The sequence below is a fragment of the Nitratireductor indicus C115 genome, assembly GCF_000300515.1.
Taxonomy (GTDB): domain Bacteria; phylum Pseudomonadota; class Alphaproteobacteria; order Rhizobiales; family Rhizobiaceae; genus Nitratireductor; species Nitratireductor indicus.
Map to the genome: position 1 here is coordinate 89600 of NZ_AMSI01000014.1, position 20414 is coordinate 110013.

The 20414-nt window shown below is 62.0% G+C and carries 18 protein-coding genes; 1 reads left to right on the plus strand and 17 read right to left on the minus strand.

The window, feature by feature from the left end; translation table 11 throughout:
* Positions 1–4: 4 nt before the first annotated feature.
* From NA8A_RS18665 to murA, 8 genes are all read right to left on the minus strand, one after another.
* The gene (locus tag NA8A_RS18665; RefSeq protein WP_009451933.1) at positions 5–1030 is read right to left on the minus strand and encodes a serine hydrolase domain-containing protein; all 1026 of its coding nucleotides are present in this window, start codon (positions 1028–1030) and stop codon (positions 5–7) included.
* A gap of 5 nt (positions 1031–1035) precedes the next feature.
* The gene (locus NA8A_RS18670; RefSeq protein ID WP_009451934.1) at positions 1036–2778 is read right to left on the minus strand and encodes an ABC transporter ATP-binding protein; all 1743 of its coding nucleotides are present in this window, start codon (positions 2776–2778) and stop codon (positions 1036–1038) included.
* Positions 2775–3614, minus strand: coding sequence for an ABC transporter permease (locus NA8A_RS18675; protein ID WP_009451935.1), 840 nt, complete (start codon positions 3612–3614; stop codon positions 2775–2777). Before NA8A_RS18675 ends, NA8A_RS18670 begins: the two co-directional genes overlap by 4 nt.
* A complete protein-coding gene (locus NA8A_RS18680; protein ID WP_009451936.1) occupies positions 3614–4573 on the minus strand; it encodes an ABC transporter permease in 960 nt (319 codons plus the stop codon). The genes NA8A_RS18675 and NA8A_RS18680 overlap by 1 nt, the downstream gene beginning before the upstream one ends.
* Positions 4574–4796: 223 nt before the next feature.
* On the minus strand, positions 4797–6320 hold the full coding sequence (locus NA8A_RS18685) for an ABC transporter substrate-binding protein (RefSeq protein ID WP_009451937.1): 1524 nt from the start codon (positions 6318–6320) through the stop codon (positions 4797–4799).
* Between the two features lie 196 nt (positions 6321–6516).
* On the minus strand, positions 6517–7455 hold the full coding sequence (gene murQ, locus NA8A_RS18690) for an N-acetylmuramic acid 6-phosphate etherase (protein WP_040673051.1): 939 nt from the start codon (positions 7453–7455) through the stop codon (positions 6517–6519).
* A 259-nt stretch (positions 7456–7714) separates the two neighbouring features.
* Complete coding sequence (locus tag NA8A_RS18695) at positions 7715–8620, minus strand: glucosamine kinase nucleotide-binding domain-containing protein (protein ID WP_009451939.1); 906 nt, start codon at positions 8618–8620, stop codon at positions 7715–7717.
* Between the two features lie 3 nt (positions 8621–8623).
* Positions 8624–9880, minus strand: a complete 1257-nt coding sequence (gene murA / locus NA8A_RS18700; RefSeq protein ID WP_040673091.1) for a UDP-N-acetylglucosamine 1-carboxyvinyltransferase — start codon at positions 9878–9880, stop codon at positions 8624–8626.
* Between the two features lie 173 nt (positions 9881–10053).
* Here murA and NA8A_RS18705 point away from each other — a divergent pair, with 173 nt between their 5' ends.
* On the plus strand, positions 10054–10902 hold the full coding sequence (locus tag NA8A_RS18705; protein ID WP_009451941.1) for a MurR/RpiR family transcriptional regulator: 849 nt from the start codon (positions 10054–10056) through the stop codon (positions 10900–10902).
* Positions 10903–10922: 20 nt separating this feature from the next.
* On the opposite strand, the gene nadC is transcribed toward NA8A_RS18705, so the two are convergent.
* The 9 genes from nadC to NA8A_RS18750 form a co-directional block, all read right to left on the minus strand.
* Positions 10923–11777, minus strand: coding sequence for a carboxylating nicotinate-nucleotide diphosphorylase (gene nadC, locus NA8A_RS18710; protein WP_009451942.1), 855 nt, complete (start codon positions 11775–11777; stop codon positions 10923–10925).
* Between the two features lie 5 nt (positions 11778–11782).
* Positions 11783–13309: an L-aspartate oxidase gene (locus NA8A_RS18715; RefSeq protein ID WP_009451943.1), complete on the minus strand. Its 1527-nt coding sequence runs from the start codon at positions 13307–13309 to the stop codon at positions 11783–11785.
* On the minus strand, positions 13306–14283 hold the full coding sequence (gene nadA, locus NA8A_RS18720) for a quinolinate synthase NadA (RefSeq protein ID WP_009451944.1): 978 nt from the start codon (positions 14281–14283) through the stop codon (positions 13306–13308). The genes NA8A_RS18715 and nadA overlap by 4 nt, the downstream gene beginning before the upstream one ends.
* 63 nt (positions 14284–14346) lie before the next feature.
* Complete coding sequence (locus NA8A_RS18725; protein WP_009451945.1) at positions 14347–15291, minus strand: NUDIX hydrolase; 945 nt, start codon at positions 15289–15291, stop codon at positions 14347–14349.
* 122 nt (positions 15292–15413) lie between these two features.
* Entirely contained in the window at positions 15414–17003 is a 1590-nt protein-coding gene (locus NA8A_RS18730) for a GMC family oxidoreductase (protein WP_009451946.1), read from the minus strand.
* 5 nt (positions 17004–17008) lie between these two features.
* Entirely contained in the window at positions 17009–17986 is a 978-nt protein-coding gene (locus NA8A_RS18735) for a branched-chain amino acid ABC transporter permease (RefSeq protein WP_040673052.1), read from the minus strand.
* Position 17987: 1 nt separating this feature from the next.
* Positions 17988–18875, minus strand: coding sequence for a branched-chain amino acid ABC transporter permease (locus NA8A_RS18740; RefSeq protein ID WP_009451948.1), 888 nt, complete (start codon positions 18873–18875; stop codon positions 17988–17990).
* A 4-nt stretch (positions 18876–18879) separates the two neighbouring features.
* Complete coding sequence (locus NA8A_RS18745; RefSeq protein WP_009451949.1) at positions 18880–19614, minus strand: ABC transporter ATP-binding protein; 735 nt, start codon at positions 19612–19614, stop codon at positions 18880–18882.
* Positions 19604–20386: an ABC transporter ATP-binding protein gene (locus NA8A_RS18750; RefSeq protein ID WP_040673095.1), complete on the minus strand. Its 783-nt coding sequence runs from the start codon at positions 20384–20386 to the stop codon at positions 19604–19606. Before NA8A_RS18750 ends, NA8A_RS18745 begins: the two co-directional genes overlap by 11 nt.
* Positions 20387–20414 lie beyond the last annotated feature (28 nt).

Below are 20414 nucleotides of genomic sequence, written 5' to 3' on the forward strand. Positions count from 1 at the left end.
TCTCCTAGGCTTGGCTGATGCGGTCTCCGACCATCTGGCGGAGAGTGGCGATGCCGCTGTCGAAATGGCGTGTGGGATGAATGCGGTTGGTCAGAAGCGTCCAGGCACGGCCATGCTCGAAATCGATCCAGAGCCCGGTCCCCGTGAAACCGGTATGGCCGATCGTACCGGCGCTGCACAACGCGCCGCCCGACCATCCTTCGTAAGGACGTTCCCAGCCATGGGTACGCTTTTCAGAAAGCGGGGTGCGCATGAGCGAGACTGCCACGTCGCCTTCCGCGTCACCGCGCATGAGGTCGTGCGCGAAACCGAGAATCGCGTCCGCCAGGCCGAACAGGCCGGCATGGCCAGCACCTTCCAGCGCCGAACAATTGTCGTCATGCACCTCGCCGCAGAGGATGCGGTGGCGCCAGGTGCAATCCTCCGTCGCCGCGCAATTTTCCGGCGGGGCGGAAAAGGCAAAGCCCGGACCGGCGTCGAACATGCGCAAACGCCTGCCCTCCAGCCGTTCCATGGCAAACCCCAGAAGGATGAAATTGATATCGGAATAGACAGGTTTTTCGAGCCTGCGCCATTCCCTCTGGAGAATGAAGGCCTGCAGAAGCTCGGGATCGCGGCCGTAGGTGTAGATCGGCTCCACGGAGGGGAATGGCGTCTGGTGACCCAGGCATTCGCGGAAGGTGACGCGCCGTTCCCAGGCGCCTGCATCATACTGACGCAGATCCGGCAGAACCGAGATCAGTGGTGCATCGAGATCGATGCGCCCGGCTTGAGCATAGGCGAGAATGCGCGGCGTGGTGAAGATGACCTTGGTGAGCGAAGCAAGATCGAACCAGCTGTCGACCGCCATGGCGCGCTTCATGGGAACCGTCTGGGCGTGGCCTACGGCCCGTAGCATCCTCGTTCCGGCAGCATCCACCAGCCCAAGCACCGCACCCGGAATGCGGCCTGCCTCAACGGCCTCTGCCACCGGCTCGAAGGCTCTTTCAAAGCGCTCTTCGAGATGATCAGACGCGTCTGCTCCGCCCATCCCGCTCAAGCCTCCAGCCGCGCCCTGTGATCGGCACCGATGTCGCGCCACTCAGCGGGTGGCGGTTCGAAGCCGAGCGGACGCACCAGAGATGGCACCTGGCGCGTATCGAGCGTAAAATGCTCGCGCCGCCGGTCGATACTGGGTACTGCCGCGATAAGACTCTTCGTATAGGAGTGTCGCGGGTCCGAGAGGATCGCCGCTGCATCACCTATTTCCACGATCTGGCCTGCATAAACCACCGCGATGCGATGCGCGATGCGCTCCACCACCGCCATGTCATGCGAGACGAAGAGATAGGCGAGGCCGAAATCGTGTTGCAGATCGACCAACAACTCCAGCACCTTGGCCTGAACGGAGACATCGAGTGCTGAAACCGCCTCGTCCAGCACCAGAACGGACGGGTTGAGCATCAGGGCGCGTGCAATACACAGACGCTGGCGCTGCCCGCCGGAAAACTCGTGCGGATAGCGCTCCAGCGCATTCCTGGGCAGACCAACCCGATCCAGAAGCATTTCCATGCGTTGCTTGATTTCCGCATCCACCTTCCGGCCCGACGCGACGACAGGTTCGGCCAAAATGCTGTCGACGCGCAGGCGCGGGTTCAGCGAGGCGTAAGGGTTTTGGAACACCATCTGCACGGCATTGCGCTCCGGCTTTGCCGGGTCGTTCGAGCTGGCGGTGAAATCGCCGCGGATCGGCTGCACGAGGCCGAGAATGGCACGCGCGGTGGTGGACTTTCCCGAACCGCTCTCGCCGACAATGCCAAGCGTCTCACCCGGCATCAGGTCGAAATCCACTCCATCGACCGCATGCACTGCACCCGTCTGGCGACGCAGTAGGCCACCCGTCACGGGGAAGCGCACGGTCAGTCCCTCCACCTTCAGCGCCGGTGTGGCAGGCGTCTTCGGACGGCTGTAATCCCTGCGCGCTGCACGCCCCGCCTCGAAATGCGGCACAGCGCTCAGGAGATGCTTCGTATAGGGATGTCTGGGCGTGTCGAGGATTTCATCGAGGCTGCCCTGTTCCACCGCCTCGCCGGCCTGCATGACCATGACCTTGTCGGCGATGCCCGCGACAAGACCGATATCGTGGGTGATGAAGATCATGCCCATATCGGTCTCGCGCTTCAATTCGGCAAGCAACGCCATGATCTGCGCCTGCACGGTGACATCGAGCGCCGTGGTGGGCTCGTCGGCGATCAGTAAGCGCGGATTGCACGAGAGCGCGGTGGCGATCATCACGCGCTGGAGCATGCCGCCGGAGAGCTGATGCGGACAGTATTTCAACCGGCGGGCAGCGTCCGGTATGCGCACGCGCTCAAGCGCGTCCCGGGCAGCAGCCTTCGCCTGACGACCCGTCAGGCCGCGATGCAGGCGGAAGGATTCCTCAATCTGCTCGCCAATCGTCAGAACCGGGTTCAGCGACGTCATCGGCTCCTGAAAGATCATGCCGATTTCACCGCCACGGATCTTCGTCAGTTCCCGCTCGCTTGCCCCCGCAAGATCTATCGCGGTTCCGTCGGCGCGCGTGAAATCGATGCGACCTCCGGTGATGCGGCCGCCGCCGAAATCCACGAGACGGTTGATGGAAAGGGCGGTGACCGACTTGCCGGACCCGCTCTCGCCAACGATGGCGAGCGTTTCTCCCGCTGCGAGATCGAAGCTCACCCCATGGACGATTTCATTTGCTCTCGGATCGCGGCCAAAACCGACATGCAGGCCAGAGACGGAAAGAAGCGGCTTCATGCGACGGCCCTCCGCGTCTTGGGATCGAGAATGTCGCGCAAAGCATCACCCAGAAGGTTGAAGCCCAGAATGCCGATCATGATGGCGAGGCCGGGGAAGACCAGAAGCCAGGGCGCGGTCTCCATCAGGTTGCGGCTGTCGCTCAACATGAGGCCGAGGGACGAGGCGGGAGGCTGGGTGCCCAGACCGAGGAAGCTCAGCCCCGCTTCCGTGAGCAGGCCCCAGGCGAGCGCCAGCGTTACCTGAACGGTCAACGGCGCGACGAGGTTGAGCATGAGATGACGCGTGAGGATATAGTGCCGGCTGGACCCGAAGGTGCGGGCGGCATCCACGAAATCCCGTGTCTTGAGCGACAGGGCCGGACCGCGCACGACCCGGGTGAAGATGGGTGTGTAGACGATGGCGATGGCCATCACGCTGGTCCAGGTTCCAGGCCCCACGACCGCAATGATAAGCAATGCCAGGAGAATGGCCGGGAACGCCAGCAACACGTCCATCACCCGCATGATGAGCCCGTCCCACCCTTTGCCGAACCACGCAGCAGCAAGACCGAGAACCGTACCGGCTGTGGCGGCCAGCGCGACGGAGGCAAAGGCGACCACGAAGGACTGGCCGATGCCGACCATGAGACGGCTCGCCACGTCGCGGCCAAAGAGATCGGTCCCCATCCAGTAGGCGGCATTTGGCGCATGCAGCCGGTCTACGCGAAACTGCATCAGCGGATCGTGCGGCGTGATGCCGGCCATGCCGAGAAAGGCGATCAGGATATAGAGCCCGACGATGGTGCCGCCGATGCGGCCGCTCGGATGGGCGAAGATGGCTTTCACGATACCCATCAGCGGTCTCCCAGCCGGATGCGCGGATCGAGCACCGCATAGGCGAGATCGACGAGCAGGTTGACGATCATGAAGTTCAACGCGATGAAGAGCACGCTGCCCTGAACCAAGGCATAATCGCGCTGCAGAATGGCATCGAGCACCATGCGGCCAAGCCCCGGCAGGGCGAAAATCTGTTCCACGATCACCGCACCGCCAAGAAGATAACCGAACTCGACGCCACTCAACGTGACGACCGGTATCAGCGCATTGGGCAGGGCATGACGCCATATGACGCTCAATGCGGGGACGCCCTTGCTGCGGGCGGTGCGCACGTAGTCCTCGCTCAACACATCGAGCATGGAGGAGCGAGAAATGCGTGTTACGGATGCGGCGAAGGCGAAGCCCAGCGTGAGCGCGGGCAGGATGAGCTGCCCCAGATTCTCCAGCGGGTTCTCGAAAAACGGCGTGAAGGTGCCCATCACCGGCAGCACACCGAAGCCCACGGACAGAATGTAGATGATCAGAAGACCGACGACGAAATTCGGCGTCGACTGTCCGATCATGGCTAGGATTCGTACGCCCAGATCGGAGGGTTTTTCGTTGCGCGTGGCGGCGAAGATGCCGGCGGGCAGGCCGATGGCCAGCGCGATCAGCATCGACAGCAGAGCAAGTTCCAGCGTCAGCGGAAAGCGCTCGAGAATGACATCCAGAACCGGCTTGCCGTAGGTGACGGAAATGCCAAGGTCACCCCGCAGAACACCCATCAGCCAATGGCCGTATTGCACGGGCCAGCTCTTGTCGAGACCGAAATAGGCTTCCAGCGCCGCACGCTGCTGGGGCGTCAGGAGCCCCGCTTCCGTGCCCAGCATCGCCGTGATGGCGTTACCCGGCACAAGGCGGATCGAAACGAATACGAGAATGGATACACCCAGCATGACCAGGGGAAAGGTCAGAAGCCTTCGGGTCAGATAATTCATGAAGGTTTCACCCCGTGTCCTTCAATTCGCAATCGTCTCGTGCTCCGGTACCCGGTTACGAGCATGGTCCCGTCTCCGCCAAGCGCCCTCGTGGTTCGACAAGCTCACCAAGAGGGCGACTGGAAGACTGGCGCGTGAACGTCACAAAGCGCGACGTTTCAACGGCCCTCATGGTGAGCTTGTCGAACCACGAGGGCGCTCGGCACGAAAAGATGGCCGGCGATCACTCGCCAACCGTCACCGTCGTCAGGCCGAACAGCGACCCGGTCGGCGATGGCACGAAGCCCGTCACGTTCTTCTGCTGGGCGGTGTAGCTGTAAGCGGTGTAGAGCCAGATCCAGGGCGAGACTTCCGCGAGATGCTTTTCGAATGCCGCGAAGATTTCCTTGCGCTTTTCAGGATCGGTTTCAACGCGCCCCTTCTGCATCAGATCGTCCAGCGTGTCGTCGATATAGTTGGCGACCTTCTGGAGGTTGCCGGCCTTGGTCCAGTAGCGATTGTACATGGAGTAGGGATCGGCGCGGCCGCCATTAAGCGCCACGGCCATGTCGAAATCGCCCTTCAGCCAGGTGTCGACATAGACGTTGAGCTCCATCATCTTGATGTCGAGCTTGATTCCGATCTCGGCAAGTTGCGACTGGATGACCTGAGCTTCGGCGGCAGCCGTGGGCGGCTCGCCGGTGGCGGCGATCACGGTCGCGGAAAAGCCGTCGGCATAGCCGGCATCGGCCATAAGCTTCTTGGCTTTTTCCACATCGCGCTCGTAGCAGAACAGCTGCGAGGGATCGCTCGCATAGGCCGGCATGGTGAGCGGGCCGGAGACCTTGCCCTCGCCGAGCAATGCGGTGTCGAGCACATCCTGCCTGTCCACGGCGCAGGAGATTGCCTGACGCACACCAAGCTCCGTCATGGGCTTGCGCGATGGATTGAGCTGGAGAACGTGATAGTTGAGCACCGGCGTGCGATCGAGCGTCAGGCTGGCCTCGTTCGGGACCAGCGTGGCCACCAGCGGATCGTTCAGCAGAGCAAAGTCGATCTGCTTGGTGCGCAGGGCAGCGAGAATCGCCGTCTCGTCGGGCAGGACGCTGACATTGATGCCATCGACCTTCACCTCGCCGCCGGCCCATTCCTTGTTGGCCGTCAGCACTTCCTTCGAATTCGGCTCCCACTGGTCAAGCTTGAAAGGACCCGAGCCGATTGCCTTGGTGCCGATGGTGCCGGCCTCGATCTCGCTGGCGGGAACGACCGCAGCGTTGATGCTGGTCATGGCCGTCAGCAGCGGGACATCCGGCTGCGAGAGATTGAAGACGACAGTCGTATCGTCCGGCGTATCGATCGTTTCGATGGACAGGAAGTTGGCGCGGGCCGCTGCACCCGTCTCCTCAGCCATCAGGCGCTCGAATGAGGCCTTCACATCGGCAGCCGCGACCTTGTTGCCGTTCTGGAACTTCGCTTCGGGATCGAGCTTGAAGCTCAGCGTCTTGCCATCCTCGGAAAATTCCCAGGAATCGGCAAGTGCCGGGATGATCTTCAGGTCCTTGTCGAGACGCACAAGCGGCTCATAAACGAGTTCGAGAAGACGCAGCGACGAGAAAGCCGTCTGCTTGTGTGGATCGAGACCCGTCGCATCCTGCGACCATGCCATGCGCAGTGTGGCCGCCGATGCGGTTGCGGAAAAGCCCGCAGCGCCCAGCGCCACCGCAAACGCCACCGTCGAAACCAGCGTTTTCGTGAAAGACTTACCCATGTTTTGCTCCCTCTAGAGAAGATTGGATGCCCTGCAGTCTCAAACCTTCCGTCATCCGATATCTGCTTATCTTTAGACCCGCTTGCCAATCCGGGAAACGGCGAACTGCCTGACGCCATCAGGCGAATGCGCCGAAACCCTTGTCTTCAGTGAAGTCCTGCGCGACCGGGCAGTTTCGGCCCGACCGCTGAATGCTCTAATTCCCTGCGGCCTGGTGCTGTCTCTCGTTGATGGCCTTTCGCAGAAAACCGCCGGCCCCAGCCAGCGCCTCGCGGGCCTCCTGCGCTTCAAGCCCGGTGATTGCCATCATGATCGCCAGCTTCACATCGCTGCCGGATGCCATGAGATGGTTCTTCGCCTCCTCGGCATCGCAGCCCGTCGCTTCCATAACAATGCGCTGGGCGCGCACGAAGAGTTTCTGATTGCTGATGGCGACATCGACCATCAGGTTCTCGTAAATCTTGCCCATGCGGATCATGCTGGCCGTGGACAACATGTTGAGAACGAGTTTCTGCGCCGTGCCCGATTTGAGCCGTGTCGAGCCGGTCAGAATCTCAGGGCCGACCACTGGGGCAATCGCGATGTCCGCAATCTTCCCGATGACAGAGCCGGGATTGCAGGACAGCGCAATGGTGCCGGCTCCCACTTCCTTCGCGTATTTCAAGGCGCCGATCACGTAAGGCGTGCGGCCGCTGACGGCGATGCCGACCACCACGTCACGCGCCCCGAGCTTTACGTCCATGAGCGCCTGACGCCCTTCGTCGGGATCATCTTCCGAGCCTTCGGTGGCATGGGTCAGCGCATATTCGCCGCCGGCGATCAGTCCGAACACCATCTCTTCCGGCACGCTGAATGTGGGCGGGCATTCGGAAGCATCCAGAACGCCGAGCCGGCCACTGGTGCCAGCACCGATGTAAATGAGGCGGCCGCCCTTGTGAAACGTCTCGACGATCCTGTCTACAGCAGCAGCGACTTCCGGCAGCACCTTTTCGACGGCGTGTGCGACGCCCTTGTCCTCATCGTTGATGAGCTTGAGGATTTCGGGAGTGCTTTGCAGGTCGATCTGCATCGTCCGGGGATTGCGCCCCTCCGACACCAGACTTCCCAGTTCGGACATCAACGCTTCTTCACTCATGTCTGCTCTCGAAACTCTCTTACGAAACCTGGTCGATGGAAATGAAGCCGCAACGCCGGAACGAGCGGCCTCACCGGGATCATCAAGGGACGATGGCGCCGGAACGCCTCACGGCGCTCCGGACGCATCCGAAACAGCCCGCATCGAGCGGGGCCACGTCTGGCGCCGATTGTTGTTTTGACGCCTTCCCTGTTGTCCTGACTGAAAGGGGTATAATCGAAAATTCCAAGAGTCAATTCAGATTAGGAATAATGTATTCCTAATCTGAATTCCGCTCCTTGCGTTTCATGCCCTGCCGGGCAAGGATTATCGCTCCGGAAACGGCATCGCCATCCGCTGGCTTGAGGCGGCGGCGCACATCGGGAGAGAGCCAGGGTTCGAGCGGGCCGGACAGACCACCCAGAAGGGTGACCCGGGGCGCGCCCTGATCGAAAAGGCCGCGCACCAGCATATCGATCTGGGATGCCGCCATCTGCACGATGCGCCTGCCCGCAGCATCGCCCTGGTCGGCATGGCGCAGCACCATGGGCGCAAAGGTGGCGTAGTCGGTGGCGGTGGCGCGGTCCATCCAGTGAACCACCTCCGCCGGATCATTGTTGAAGCGGCGCAGCACCTCTCCCAGCAAGGGGCCACATTCGATGCGGCCATCATACGCCTGCAATGCAAACCGCAATGTCATCAATCCGATATCGGCGCCGCTGCCCTCATCCGAGATCGGGAAGCCGTAGCCGCCCATGCGCAATTGCCGGCCGTTCACAATGCCGAGGCCCACGGAGCCCGTTCCGGCGATCACGATGGCGCCGTCGAGACCGGAATGCGCCCCGAGACAGGCACCAATGCCATCGCTGACGAAATCGATACTCGCGAAGGGATGCGGAATCTCCCGCAGCGCCTCGAGCGACCCCTTGCGCGTCATTCCGGCCAGACCGATGCCAGCACGCATATGTGATACAGCGTCTTGCGAAAGCCCCGCCTCGGCAATCGCCGCCTCGAAAGCCCGCGCAACCGAAGCCCAGGCTTCGGCGATGCCAAGCCGCGTGGTGGCCGGGCCGGACAGCCCCTGTCCCAACACCTCGCCGGCCTCGTTTTCAATGCGCGCGCGGCAGCCCGTACCGCCGCCATCGACACCGAGATAGTAATGTTCGTTTGCGGTCGCTTCGCTCATGATCTAGTCGCGCAGCCTTTCGATATGGGCGCCGCACTGGGCGAGCTTGCGGTCGAGCTGCTCATACCCACGGTCGAGATGATAGACCCGGTTGATGACGGTCTCTCCCTCGGCAGCAAGAGCTGCGAGCACCAGCGAAACCGATGCCCGCAAATCGGTGGCCATGACCTGAGCCCCCTTGAGAGGCTTGCCGCCGTGAATGACTGCGGTGGTACCCTGAAGCCTTATCTCAGCGCCAAGGCGTATCAGCTCGGGCACATGCATGAAGCGATTTTCGAAGATGGTTTCCCGGATGAGCGACGTACCCTCCGCAATGCAGGCAAGCGCCATGAACTGCGCCTGAAGGTCGGTCGGGAAACCGGGATAAGGTTCGGTCGTTATATCGGCGGTTTGGAGCGGGCCGTTGCGTGACACGACGAGACCGCGGCTGCTTGGCCAGACATTCGTTCCCATCGCCTCAAGCAGCTGGATCACTGCCGCAAGGTTTTCAATCCGCGCATTGGTAAGTTCAAGCGTGCCGCCGGTGATGGCCGCGGCAACCGCGTAGGTGCCGGCCTCGATGCGGTCCGGAATGCCATGATGCTTTGCCGGTTTCCATTCGGTTCCACCGGCGATCAGAATCCGGTGCGTGCCTGCACCTTCAATATGTGCGCCCATGGCGGCGAGACAGGCGGCAAGGTCCGCCACTTCCGGCTCACGTGCGGCGTTCAGGATTTCCGTTTCCCCGCTTGCCATGGTCGCGGCCATCATCGCGGTCTCGGTGGCGCCCACGGATGGCGAGGCGAGAACCACGCGCGCGCCCTTCAGGCCAGCCGATGCGCTGGCTACAATCAGGCCGTTTTCGATGTCGATGGAAGCGCCCAGCGCTTCGAGTGCCCTGATATGCATGTCCACCGGACGCGCGCCGATGGCGCAGCCGCCCGGCAACGACACCCGCGCAGAACCGAAACGAGCAAGAAGCGGCGCCAAAAACAGCACCGTGGCCCGCATGCGCCGCACCGTGTCGTAAGATACTTCGCACGAACGAATAGAGCCCGCATCAATCGTTGTTGCATGCGCGCCGCGCTCCACCTCCGCTCCGTAGAGAGCCGCAACCTGGAGCATGTTGTCCACGTCCGAAACCTGCGGAAGGTTGGTGAGCTCCAGCGGATGGGGGCTGAGAAACGCCGCCGCGATCTGTGGCAAGGCGGCGTTTTTTGCGCCCGACACGGTGACCGTGCCCTGCAGTTTTTGCCCGCCCGTAATGCGCAATCTGTCCATGCCGCTCGCCTCCATCTTCGGAACTATTGATATATTCCGTTGCTCACTCACTCAACGGAATATATTATTCCTACATGAGGATCGGCGTTGCGGGCGGCTTCCCGATGCCCAGGCTGCAAGGCCAGTCACCGCCAGATTAAAACTGCCTCTCGCCACAGACCCGGAAGAGACTCATGTCCATTCTCAAGATCATCAGCGCGAAACTGGACAGCATGGCGCCTGCCGACCGGCAGATCGGGCAGTTCATCCTCGACAATCCCGACGACATGTTGCGGCTCTCCTCGGCCGCTCTTGCCGCCGAAACGGGACGCAGCCAGTCCAGCGTGGTCAAGTTCAGCCAGAAGCTCGGCTATGACGGCTATCAGGATCTCAAGCTTGCCGTGAGCCAGGCCAATGCGCGGGAATGGTCCGTTCCCGCCGGCATGATCCACAGCACCATCGAGATGGACGACAGCTTTGGCGTGGTGCTGCAAAAGCTCATTGGCAGCAAGCTGCTCTCCATTCAGGAGACCATCGCAGCCAACAACGAGGCAGGCATAGGCAAAGCCCTCGACGCGCTGAACGCGGCTCCGCGCGTGCATATGGCAGGCGTGGGCGCTTCCTCTCTGGTGGCGCGGGATTTCAGCTACAAGCTCCAGAAGCTTGGGCGCTACGCCTTTCACGACAGCGACAGCCATGTGCAGATGGGCAGCGTCTCGGCACTGGGGACCGGCGACGTGCTGTTCGCCCTCTCCTATTCAGGCACAAGCATCGAGACGCTGCGGATCGCCGAACTTGCGGCGAAACGCGGCGCGACTGTGATTTCGGTAACGCGGCTTCAGGAAAACCCGCTGATGAATGTCGCCGATATACGGCTCTACACCGTGGCGGACGAGGAACGGGCGCGCTCTTCCGCCATCACCGCGCGCGACGCGCAGCTGGCGCTGACGGACCTTCTGTTCCTGCTGCTTGTTCAACGCCAGCCGGACGCCAACGACTATGTGCACAACAGCGAGGCATCGGTTGCCGTCCTGAAGCTGTGAGGCGCGCCCAAGCGCCCCTATCAGGCAGCCGGATAATCAAGCCCGATATCGAGGATCGGTGCGCTGTGCGTAAGCCAGCCAATGGAAATGAGATCGACGCCCGAGGCGGCGATTGCGGGCGCCGTCTGAGGCAAGACACGGCCGGATGCTTCCGTTACGGCCCGGCCACCCACCATGGCGACGGCCTCGGCCAACGTTGCCGGCGTCATATTGTCCAGCAATACTGCATCGGCCTTCATGACGAGCGCTTCTTCAAGCTGCGCGAGCGTATCGACCTCCACTTCGATCTTGACCATATGGCCGCAATGGGCGCGCGCCCGCTCCATCGCCGGAACGATACCGCCCGCCACGGCGATGTGATTGTCCTTGATCAGAACCGCATCATCGAGACCGAAGCGATGATTGGACCCGCCGCCGAGGCGTATGGCGTGCTTTTCAAGCGCCCGCAGACCCGGTGTCGTTTTTCGCGTGCACACAATATGGGCGCGGGTTCCCTGCACCGCATCGACAACGGTACGGGTGGCCGAGGCAATGCCGCTCAAATGACATAGAAAGTTGAGCGCGGTGCGCTCTCCCGTCAGAAGCCCACGGGCGGGACCGGACACGGTTGCGATGGCCTGACCGGCAACAACCCTGCCGCCATCGCCGACATGCTTGTGTACGGAAATCGCGGGGTCGAGCAGCCGGAAGGCCAGCACGGCGAGATCGAGCCCCGCCACCACGCCCGCCTCGCGCGCATTCAAGACCATGGTCTGGTGCATGTCCGCCGGGACGATAGCATCCGTCGTTACGTCGCCGGCACGCCCGAGATCCTCAAGCAGAGCAGTGCGCACCAAGGGTTCGAGCATGATCGCGGGAAGTGGAGGTATAGTCATCTTCATCATGCGCTCTGCGCGAGCGCTCCTGTTCTGGAACCGAGTTCCCGCGCCCTCAGAAAAGCCTCGGAGCAGGTCATCATGGCGCGTGTTGCGTGCTTGTTCGTTTGCGGAAAATCCCTGCGGCAATGCGCGCCCCGGCTCTCCTCTCGGTCATGGGCCGCAACAGCCATCATGAGACCGACAAGCGCCGCATCATCCTCCGCAGCCAATCCTGACAAGCGCGATATCGCGTGAGAGAGCGTGTCACGATCGCGGATAAGACCAAGCGCCTGTGAGACAATCGGACGAACAACAGCCGGATCGGCCCGGCGCTGCGGCTCGATGCGTTCCGGCGAGACAAGCGGCTGCGCCGGCAGGGAACGGATGCTTTCGGCAACGGCCGCCGCCATCACCGCTGCCTCGATCAGCGAGTTGCTGGCAAGCCGGTTTGCGCCGTGCAATCCGGTGCAGGCGGCTTCGCCGCAAGCCCACAGGCCCTGAACGCTGGAACGCCCCTGTTCATCCACCGCTATGCCGCCCATGTGGTAATGGGCAGCCGGGCGAACAGGGATCGGGTCGTGCAAGGGGTCGATGCCCGCCACGTGACAGAAGCTTGCGATTGCGGGAAACATTTCCGGGAAGGCTGCCCCTGGTCTTTCCCGCACGTCCAGAAAGACACTGTGCCCTTCCGCCAAATGCCTTGCGACCGCGCGGCTGACCTGGTCGCGAGGAGCCAGCTCCGCTCCCGGCAGGGCTTCTGCAAAACGATAACCGGTTTCATCGACCAGCACCGCGCCTTCGCCGCGTACAGCCTCGCTGACCAGACGCATCGGGCGGCTTTCGGTGGCAAGGGCCGTCGGATGGAATTGCATGAACTCCATATCGGCGAGTACAGCGCCGGCACGCGCCGCAAGCGCGAGACCTTTGCCCCAGCACTCCACGGGATTGGTGGTGTCCTCGAAAAGACCGCCGATACCGCCTGTGGCGACAACCACGCTGCGGCCGGACAAAACGAACCGCCCCGCACGCCCGCTTGCCAGAACGCCGCAGATCGCGCGCCCTCGCAGGAGAAGCTGTTCGGCGGAAGTGTGTTCGAGAACCATGATGGAGGGCGTGGCGCGAACAGCCTCGGTCAGTGCCCGCACGATCTCGCGGCCCGTTCCGTCTCCGGCCGCGTGGACGATGCGCCGCCGGCTATGGGCGGCCTCCAGACCGAGGGCAAACGAACCGTCATCGCCCTTGTCGAAGACGACGCCGAAACGGGACAGCATCGCAACAGCAGCCGGCGCGGCATCGGCCACGAGGCCGGCAGCCCCCGGATCACAGAGCCCCGCTCCAGCGCAAAGCGTATCGTCGCGATGAAGCGCCGGCGTATCGTCATCTCCCATGGCTGCGGCGAGGCCGCCTTGCGCCAGCGCACTCGATGACTGGTCGCCCAAAGCGCCTTGCGTGACCAGAAGGACCGGCGCCGGCGCAAGGCAAAGTGCCGTCAGCAAACCGGCAATGCCGCTGCCGATGACGATGGGGCGGCCTGCTGTGGCGCCGGTCATCGAACCGCCAGCATGCGCTCGACCGCCCGGCGGGCCCGGACGGCAAGCTCAGGCGCGACCGTCACCTCGTACCGGTTTTCCTCAAGCGCCTTGCGGATGCCCGCCAGAGTGATGCGCTTCATGTGCGGACACAGATTGCAGGGACGGACGAATTCCACATCGGGATGATCGACAGCAACGTTGTCGCTCATCGAGCACTCGGTGATGAGCGCGACGCGGGCCGGTTTTCTTTCGGACACATAAGCCGACATGGCGGCGGTTGAGCCGGCAAAATCCGAAACCTCCACCACCTCCGGCGGGCATTCGGGATGTGCCAGAACAGTGACACCGGGATAAGCCTCGCGCAATTCGGCGATGTCGGCGCGGTCGAAAAGCTCATGCACCTCGCAATGCCCTTTCCAGGTGATGATCTCGACGCCTGTCTCACGCGCCACATTCTGGGCAAGGAATTCATCGGGAATCATGATGACGCGGGGCACACCGAGAGATTCGATGACCGCGCGCGCATTGCCGGATGTGCAGCAGATATCGGATTCAGCTTTCACCGCCGCCGAAGTGTTCACATAGGTCACCACCGGCACGCCGGGATAGCGTTCGCGCAAAGCACGCACATCGTTTGCTGTGATCGACTCGGCCAGGGAGCAACCAGCTCTTTCGTCTGGAATGAGCACCGTCTTCCCCGGATTCAGGAGCTTTGCCGTCTCCGCCATGAAATGCACGCCGGCAAGGACAATCGTGTCCGCCTCGACCTCCATGGCCTCGCGCGCCAGCGACAGACTGTCGCCGACGATATCCGAAACGCAGTGGAAGATTTCAGGCGTCTGATAGTTGTGCGCGAGGATTACCGCGTTGCGCGCGCGCTTCAGCTCCAGAATGGCTTCGATGTCATCCGCGAAAGCCGGCCATTCCAGCGGCGGAATAACTGTTCGAACCCGCTCGTAAAGCGCCTCGGCGCGTGTTTGCTCCACCAGCATAAGCGCGATCTCCTCTTAAACTCATTTCGAGCATAAGATGCTTATGCTTAAATTGAGCATAAATCAAGAGCGCGTTATCGGCAGGCGTGTTCCCAGAAATGTCCTTTCCAGATGAACGGCAGCGCGGAAGCGGAAAAGCTTCGCCGGACGGCCTCCCGTGTCGGCGGCAACCTCTCCGGTTTCCTCCACCAGTTCCTGTTGCTCGATGAGCCGGCGGAAATTCTGCTTATGCACCGGCCTGCCAGAAAGCGCCTCGACGGCCCGCTGCAATTGCAACAGCGTGAAGATGGGCGGCATCAGCTCAAACACCACGGGCCGATACTTGATCTTGGTGCGAAGCCGGGCAATGGCCGTCGCGAGAATACGACGGTGGTCGGCAAACATCGGGATGCCCGGCACCAGATTCTCGACCGGAGGCGCCTCGCCATAGGCTTCCTGCACAAGACCCGCCTCATGAAGAAGTTCATAGCGCTGAAGCGCCAGTTCCTCATTCCAGGCGTGGTCCTCGAAACCGAAAACGCTAGCCGCGCGCTGCCAGCGCTCGGCGCGCGGCCCGGTGCCTGACGCAGACTGCGCCCAACCACGCAGACGGGGCTCGATGATGTCGCTTTCCACTGCCGGCACACCATTGCGCCGGTCTTCCCAGGGAAAATAATCGTACCAGCCGCCCCAACCGGAAGACGGCTGCGCTTTCAGTTCATCGGCCCGCGTCAGGCCGAGATAGCTGATGGAGATCGCACGCCGTGCGCGGTCGTCCGTGATGCGGTCGCGGTCGGCAAAGGTATAAAGCTGTTCGATATAGCCCACGGAATGGCCGGTCTGCCGCTCCACCCAGGCGCGCAGGCTCGATTGCAACGAACGGTGCTCCAGCTCGAACGGGCCGGAAGGCAGCATGTGGCCGCCGCGAATCGTCAACACGCAGGGCGCACCGGCCACCACGGAGACCAGGACCGCGATCAGGTCTACCTGCACGTCCTGCCCCTTATGGGTTTCGCTGGAACCCGTCATCCTCTCCAAACCGTCGCCTCTTGCCTCATCCTTTCCGCTTATGCACAAAAACGGCGCGATTGCCATTGCGCGAGCGTGGATAGAAACTGAAAGCACGACCGTTCTGGCCGTGCTTCAAGGGATCATGAGAGGATCATGCTGGCCGCCTTCTCGGCGATCATCAGCGTCGGAGAATTGGTGTTGCCGGACGTTATGGTGGGCATGATGGAGGCATCGGCAATGCGCAGCCCGGAAAGGCCGCGCAATCGCAATTGCGGATCAACCACCGAGCCGGCATCCGTGCCCATGCGGCAAGTGCCTACGGGGTGGAAGATCGTCGTTCCCACATTGCCTGCGGCCTCCACCAGCTCCTCCTCGCTCTGGTAGGCGGGGCCAGGCTTGAACTCTTCGGGACGATAGCGCTGGAGCGCGGGCTGGTCGACGATCCTGCGGGTAAGGCGAATCGAGTCGGCCGCCACCTGCCGGTCGCTCTCCGTTGAAAGATAATTGGGACGGATCGCTGGCTGGGCCCGGAAATCCCCCGAGACGGCATGCACCGAGCCCCGGCTGTCGGGCCGCAGGTTGCAGACGCTTGCGGTGAAGGCCGGGAAGGGGTGAACGGGATCCCCGAATTTGTCGAGCGACAGGGGTTGGACATGATATTGAAGGTTCGGCGTCTCGCGCGTGTCGTCAGAGCGCGTGAACAGGCCAAGCTGGCTGGGCGCCATGGACATCGGGCCGGAGCGGCGCAGCAGATATTCAAGCGCTATCGCCGCCTTTCCGGAGAGCTTGCTTGCCTGTTCGTTAAGCGTGCGAATGCCTGAGACCTTGTAGGCACAACGCAGTTGCAGGTGGTCCTGCAGGTTTTCGCCGACGGAGGGCATTTCGTGAACGACCGGAAGGCCGGCTTTCTGCAAAACCTCTCCCCTGCCGATGCCGGACAGTTCGAGAATGTGCGGAGAGCCTATGGCTCCCGCCGACAGAACCACTTCACGGCGACAAGCGGCTTCCCGCTCCATGCCGTTTTGCGTGTAGGCGACACCGCTGACCCTGCCGTCACGAACAACCAGCCTGCGCACATGCGCGCCCGTTTCGATCCGCAGGTTGCGACGGTGACGAATGGGTTTCAGAAAGGCCTTGGAAGCATTCCAGCGAACGCCGCCACGCTGGTTCACACGGAAATAGGACGAGCCCTCATTGCTGCCGCGGTTGAAATCATCGACGCGGGGAATGCCAAGACTTTCGGCCGCCTCCTGGAACGCGTCGAGAATATCCCAGCGCACCCGTGCCTCCTCGACCCGCCATTCGCCGCCCGCGCCATGCATATCATCGGCACCGAGATAATAATCCTCGGATTTGCGGAACACCGGCAGGACGTCGTCCCAACCCCAGCCGGCACAACCCATCTGGCGCCATTGATCATAGTCGCGGGCCTGGCCGCGCATATAGATCATGCCATTGATGGAAGAACAGCCGCCCAGAACCTTACCGCGCGGATAGGCGAGCGCCCTGCCGTTCAGCCCCGGTTCGGTTTCTGTCTTGAAGCACCAGTCCGTGCGCGGATTGGAGATGCAATAGAGATAGCCGACCGGGATATGGATCCAGACGTAATTGTCCTTGCCGCCGGCTTCCAGAAGAAGGACCGAAACGTTCGGGTCCGCCGAAAGCCGGTTGGCGAGCAGACAGCCGGCCGTTCCCGCGCCGACGATGATGTAGTCATAGGTCTCGGTCATGTCGGTCAGGACGCCTTGCCGGAGTTCCCGCGTGCGAGCCGCGCATAGACCTCGCCCACAATGCCCCGGCGGAACAGGAGCACGCAGATCATGAAGATCGCACCAGTGATGATGGTGACGGGAAACTCCGAGGTGGCGAGGTAATTTTGCAACGCCACCACAAGCCCGGCCCCCACGATCGGTCCAAGCATGGTGCCGATGCCGCCCAGGAGCGTCATGAGGATCACCTCACCCGACATCTGCCAGGTCACGTCGGTCAATGTCGCGAACTGGAAGACGAGAGCCTTCATGGCGCCCGCCAGCCCCGCAAGGGCCGCTGACATGACGAAGGCGGCAAGCTTGTAACGAGCGACGCTGTAGCCCAGCGACGTCGCCCTGTTCTCGTTCTCACGAATCGACTTCAGGATCATGCCGAAAGGAGAATTGACGATGCGCCACACGGCAAAGACGCCAATCAGGAACCCGCCAAGCACGAAATAATACATCGCATGGGGAGACGATAGATCGATAATGCCGAACAGATGACCGCGCGGCACTCCCTGGATGCCGTCCTCGCCCTTGGTGAAAGGCGCCTGCAGGCAGAAGAAATAGAACATCTGGGCAAGTGCAAGGGTGATCATCGCGAAGTAGATGCCCTGCCTGCGGATGGCGAAGAAGCCGATCACCAGCCCCAGTGCCGCCGCCCCCACGACGCCCAGGAGAACGCCGGCTTCCGGCGTCCAGCCCCATTCCTTCACCGCATGCGCGGTGAAATAGGCTGCCCCGCCGAAGAAGGCGGCATGGCCGAAGGACAACAGACCCGTGAAGCCGAGCAGGAGGTTGAAAGCGCAGGCAAAGAGCGCGAAGCACAGCATCTTCATGATGAAGATGGGATAGAGGAAGAAGGGCGCGGCGATGAGCGCCAGAATGGCGATAGCCGTCAGCAGCCATTCCACGCGGGCGCGCGTCCTGCCTTCGATTGCGGTTGTGGTCAGGTCGGCCATGTCACGCATCCCTTCCGAACAATCCGGCGGGCCGGACAAGAAGCACAATCGCCATGATCACGAAGATCACGATATTGGAGGCTTCCGGGTAGAAGACCTTGGTCAGGCCCTCGGCAAGGCCAAGCATATAGCCCGTGATGATGGCGCCGAGGATCGACCCCATGCCGCCGACCACGACCACCGCGAAGACCACGATGATCAGGTTGGAGCCCATCAGCGGGCTGACCTGATAAACCGGTGCGGCCATGATGCCGGCGAGACCGGCGAGCGCCGAGCCGATGCCATAGGTCAGGGTGAGAAGAAGAGGCACATTGACGCCGAAGGCCTGCACCAGAATGGGATTTTCCGTAGCGGCGCGCAGATAGGCGCCAAGCCGCGTCTTCTCGATCAGAAGCCAGGTGCCAAGGCAGATGAAAAGGGAGGCGATCACGACCCAGCCGCGATAATTCGGCAGGAACATGAAGCCCAGATTCGTGCCGCCGGAGAGCTGCGGCGGCGGTGTATAAATCTGCCCGGAAACACCGAAATAATAACGGAAAGCGCCCTCGATCACGAGCGCGAGGCCGAATGTGAACAACAGCCCGTAGAGGGGATCCACATCATAAAGGCGAGACAGGGCAAGGCGTTCAATCACCATGCCCGAAACCCCAACGATCAGCGGCACAAGGATGAGCGCCGGCCAATAACCGATGCCGAGATAGGACAGAAGAAGGAAGCCTACAAAAGCACCGAGCATATATTGGGCGCCATGGGCGAAATTGATGACCCGCAAAAGGCCGAAGATGATCGCAAGCCCGAGGCTCAGCATGGCATAGAAGGAGCCATTGATGAGACCTACGAGAAGCTGCCCCAGGAAGGCCTGGATCGGAATGCCGAAAATCATGGTCATGTCGTCAAACTCCAATCACCTCATGCAGCACAGCCATCCGCTGATCCAGTTCGGCCACCGGGAAATCGGCGGTGATACGGCCATGTTCCATGAGATAGAAGCGGTCTGCGATGCGGCTGGCGAAGCGGAAGTTCTGCTCGACCAGCAAAATGGTCATGCCGCGCTTCTTCAGCGTGGAAAGCACTTCGCCAATGCGTTCGACGATCACCGGAGCAAGGCCCTCGGTCGGTTCGTCGAGCAAAAGCAGTTTTACCCCGGTGCGCAGCATGCGCGCGATGGCCAGCATCTGCTGCTCGCCGCCAGAAAGCTTTGTGCCGGGACTGTTGCGCCTTTCCTTGAGGTTCGGGAAGAGCTCGAAAATCTCCTCGACCTCCATGCCGCCCTTCGAGACGACCGGCGGCAACAGGAGATTTTCGTCCACAGTTAGGGTGGAGAAGATGCCGCGTTCCTCCGGAACGAAGCCAAGCCCCATATGCGCCGTGCGGTGCAGCGGCATCTGCATCAGGTCGCGGCCGGCGAATTCGATCTGGCCGGTGCGCTTGCGCAGGATACCCATGATGGCGCGCAGCGTCGTGGTCTTGCCCACGCCGTTGCGGCCAAGAAGGGTGATGGTCTCCCCTTCTCCCACATCGAGGCTCACACCGTGAAGCGCATGGCTCTCGCCATACCAGGCGTTCAGGTCCCGGACTTTCAGGAGAGGATTTGCCAGAGCCGGGCTGGCATGGCGGTCAGTCGTCATAAGCCGTCCCCATATAGGCAACCTTCACCTGCTCGTCCTGGCTGACGGTCGCATAATCGCCGGCGGCAATGATCTCGCCGCGCTGCAAGACCGTGATCCAATCGCAAAGGTCTGCAACGACCTTGAGATTGTGTTCGACCATGAGAACCGCACGATCCTTCGCGACATCGCGGATGATCTCGGCGACGATGCCCACATCCTCGTGCCCCATGCCCGCCATCGGCTCATCGAGCAGAAGGACCTTCGGATCGAGCGCCAGGGTGGTCGCGATCTCCAAAACCCGCTTTCTGCCATAGGACAGGTCGGCGGCCAGCTTGTTGCGCTCGTTCTGCAGTCCCACCGTCTCCAGCAGCTGCTCGGCGCGCGGCGTCAGCGCATCCAATGCGTCGAGCGAGCGCCAGAACTGATAGCCCAGGCCACCTGGCCGCTGCAGGGCGACACGCACATTGTCGAGCACCGTCAGATGCGGAAAGATCGCCGAAATCTGGAACGAGCGCACCAGCCCGAGCCGCGCCACCTTGGCGGGCGATGTGCTGGTGATGTCGCGCCCCATGAACTCGATGCGACCCGCCGTTGGAGCGAGAAACTTCGTCAAAAGGTTGAAAACCGTTGTCTTGCCGGCCCCGTTGGGGCCGATAAGCGCATGTATCTTCGCGTGGTGAACATCGAGATCGACATTCCGCACAGCGATAAAACCGGCAAAGTCGCGCCGCAGGCCGCGGGCGGAAAGGACCACCCGCGGCTCTTCAAGCGTGGTTGCGCCGCCGGCCATGGCCTGCGCCTCCATACCGTTTGCTATC

Bases quoted from the DNA above. Each gene is read 5' to 3' on its own strand.
- NA8A_RS18740 (WP_009451948.1), bottom strand. From the start codon at position 18,875: ATGACCATGATTTTCGGCATTCCGATCCAGGCCTTCCTGGGGCAGCTT.
- NA8A_RS18715 (WP_009451943.1), bottom strand. From the start codon at position 13,309: ATGACCGGCGCCACAGCAGGCCGCCCCATCGTCATCGGCAGCGGCATT.
- NA8A_RS18725 (WP_009451945.1), bottom strand. From the start codon at position 15,291: ATGACGGGTTCCAGCGAAACCCATAAGGGGCAGGACGTGCAGGTAGAC.
- murA (WP_040673091.1), bottom strand. From the start codon at position 9,880: ATGGACAGATTGCGCATTACGGGCGGGCAAAAACTGCAGGGCACGGTC.
- nadC (WP_009451942.1), bottom strand. From the start codon at position 11,777: ATGACTATACCTCCACTTCCCGCGATCATGCTCGAACCCTTGGTGCGC.
- NA8A_RS18665 (WP_009451933.1), bottom strand. From the start codon at position 1,030: ATGGGCGGAGCAGACGCGTCTGATCATCTCGAAGAGCGCTTTGAAAGA.
- NA8A_RS18695 (WP_009451939.1), bottom strand. From the start codon at position 8,620: ATGAGCGAAGCGACCGCAAACGAACATTACTATCTCGGTGTCGATGGC.
- NA8A_RS18685 (WP_009451937.1), bottom strand. From the start codon at position 6,320: ATGGGTAAGTCTTTCACGAAAACGCTGGTTTCGACGGTGGCGTTTGCG.
- nadA (WP_009451944.1), bottom strand. From the start codon at position 14,283: ATGCTGGTGGAGCAAACACGCGCCGAGGCGCTTTACGAGCGGGTTCGA.
- NA8A_RS18675 (WP_009451935.1), bottom strand. From the start codon at position 3,614: ATGGGTATCGTGAAAGCCATCTTCGCCCATCCGAGCGGCCGCATCGGC.
- NA8A_RS18735 (WP_040673052.1), bottom strand. From the start codon at position 17,986: ATGGCCGACCTGACCACAACCGCAATCGAAGGCAGGACGCGCGCCCGC.
- murQ (WP_040673051.1), bottom strand. From the start codon at position 7,455: ATGAGTGAAGAAGCGTTGATGTCCGAACTGGGAAGTCTGGTGTCGGAG.
- NA8A_RS18750 (WP_040673095.1), bottom strand. From the start codon at position 20,386: ATGGCCGGCGGCGCAACCACGCTTGAAGAGCCGCGGGTGGTCCTTTCC.
- NA8A_RS18745 (WP_009451949.1), bottom strand. From the start codon at position 19,614: ATGACGACTGACCGCCATGCCAGCCCGGCTCTGGCAAATCCTCTCCTG.
- NA8A_RS18670 (WP_009451934.1), bottom strand. From the start codon at position 2,778: ATGAAGCCGCTTCTTTCCGTCTCTGGCCTGCATGTCGGTTTTGGCCGC.
- NA8A_RS18705 (WP_009451941.1), top strand. From the start codon at position 10,054: ATGTCCATTCTCAAGATCATCAGCGCGAAACTGGACAGCATGGCGCCT.
- NA8A_RS18730 (WP_009451946.1), bottom strand. From the start codon at position 17,003: ATGACCGAGACCTATGACTACATCATCGTCGGCGCGGGAACGGCCGGC.
- NA8A_RS18680 (WP_009451936.1), bottom strand. From the start codon at position 4,573: ATGAATTATCTGACCCGAAGGCTTCTGACCTTTCCCCTGGTCATGCTG.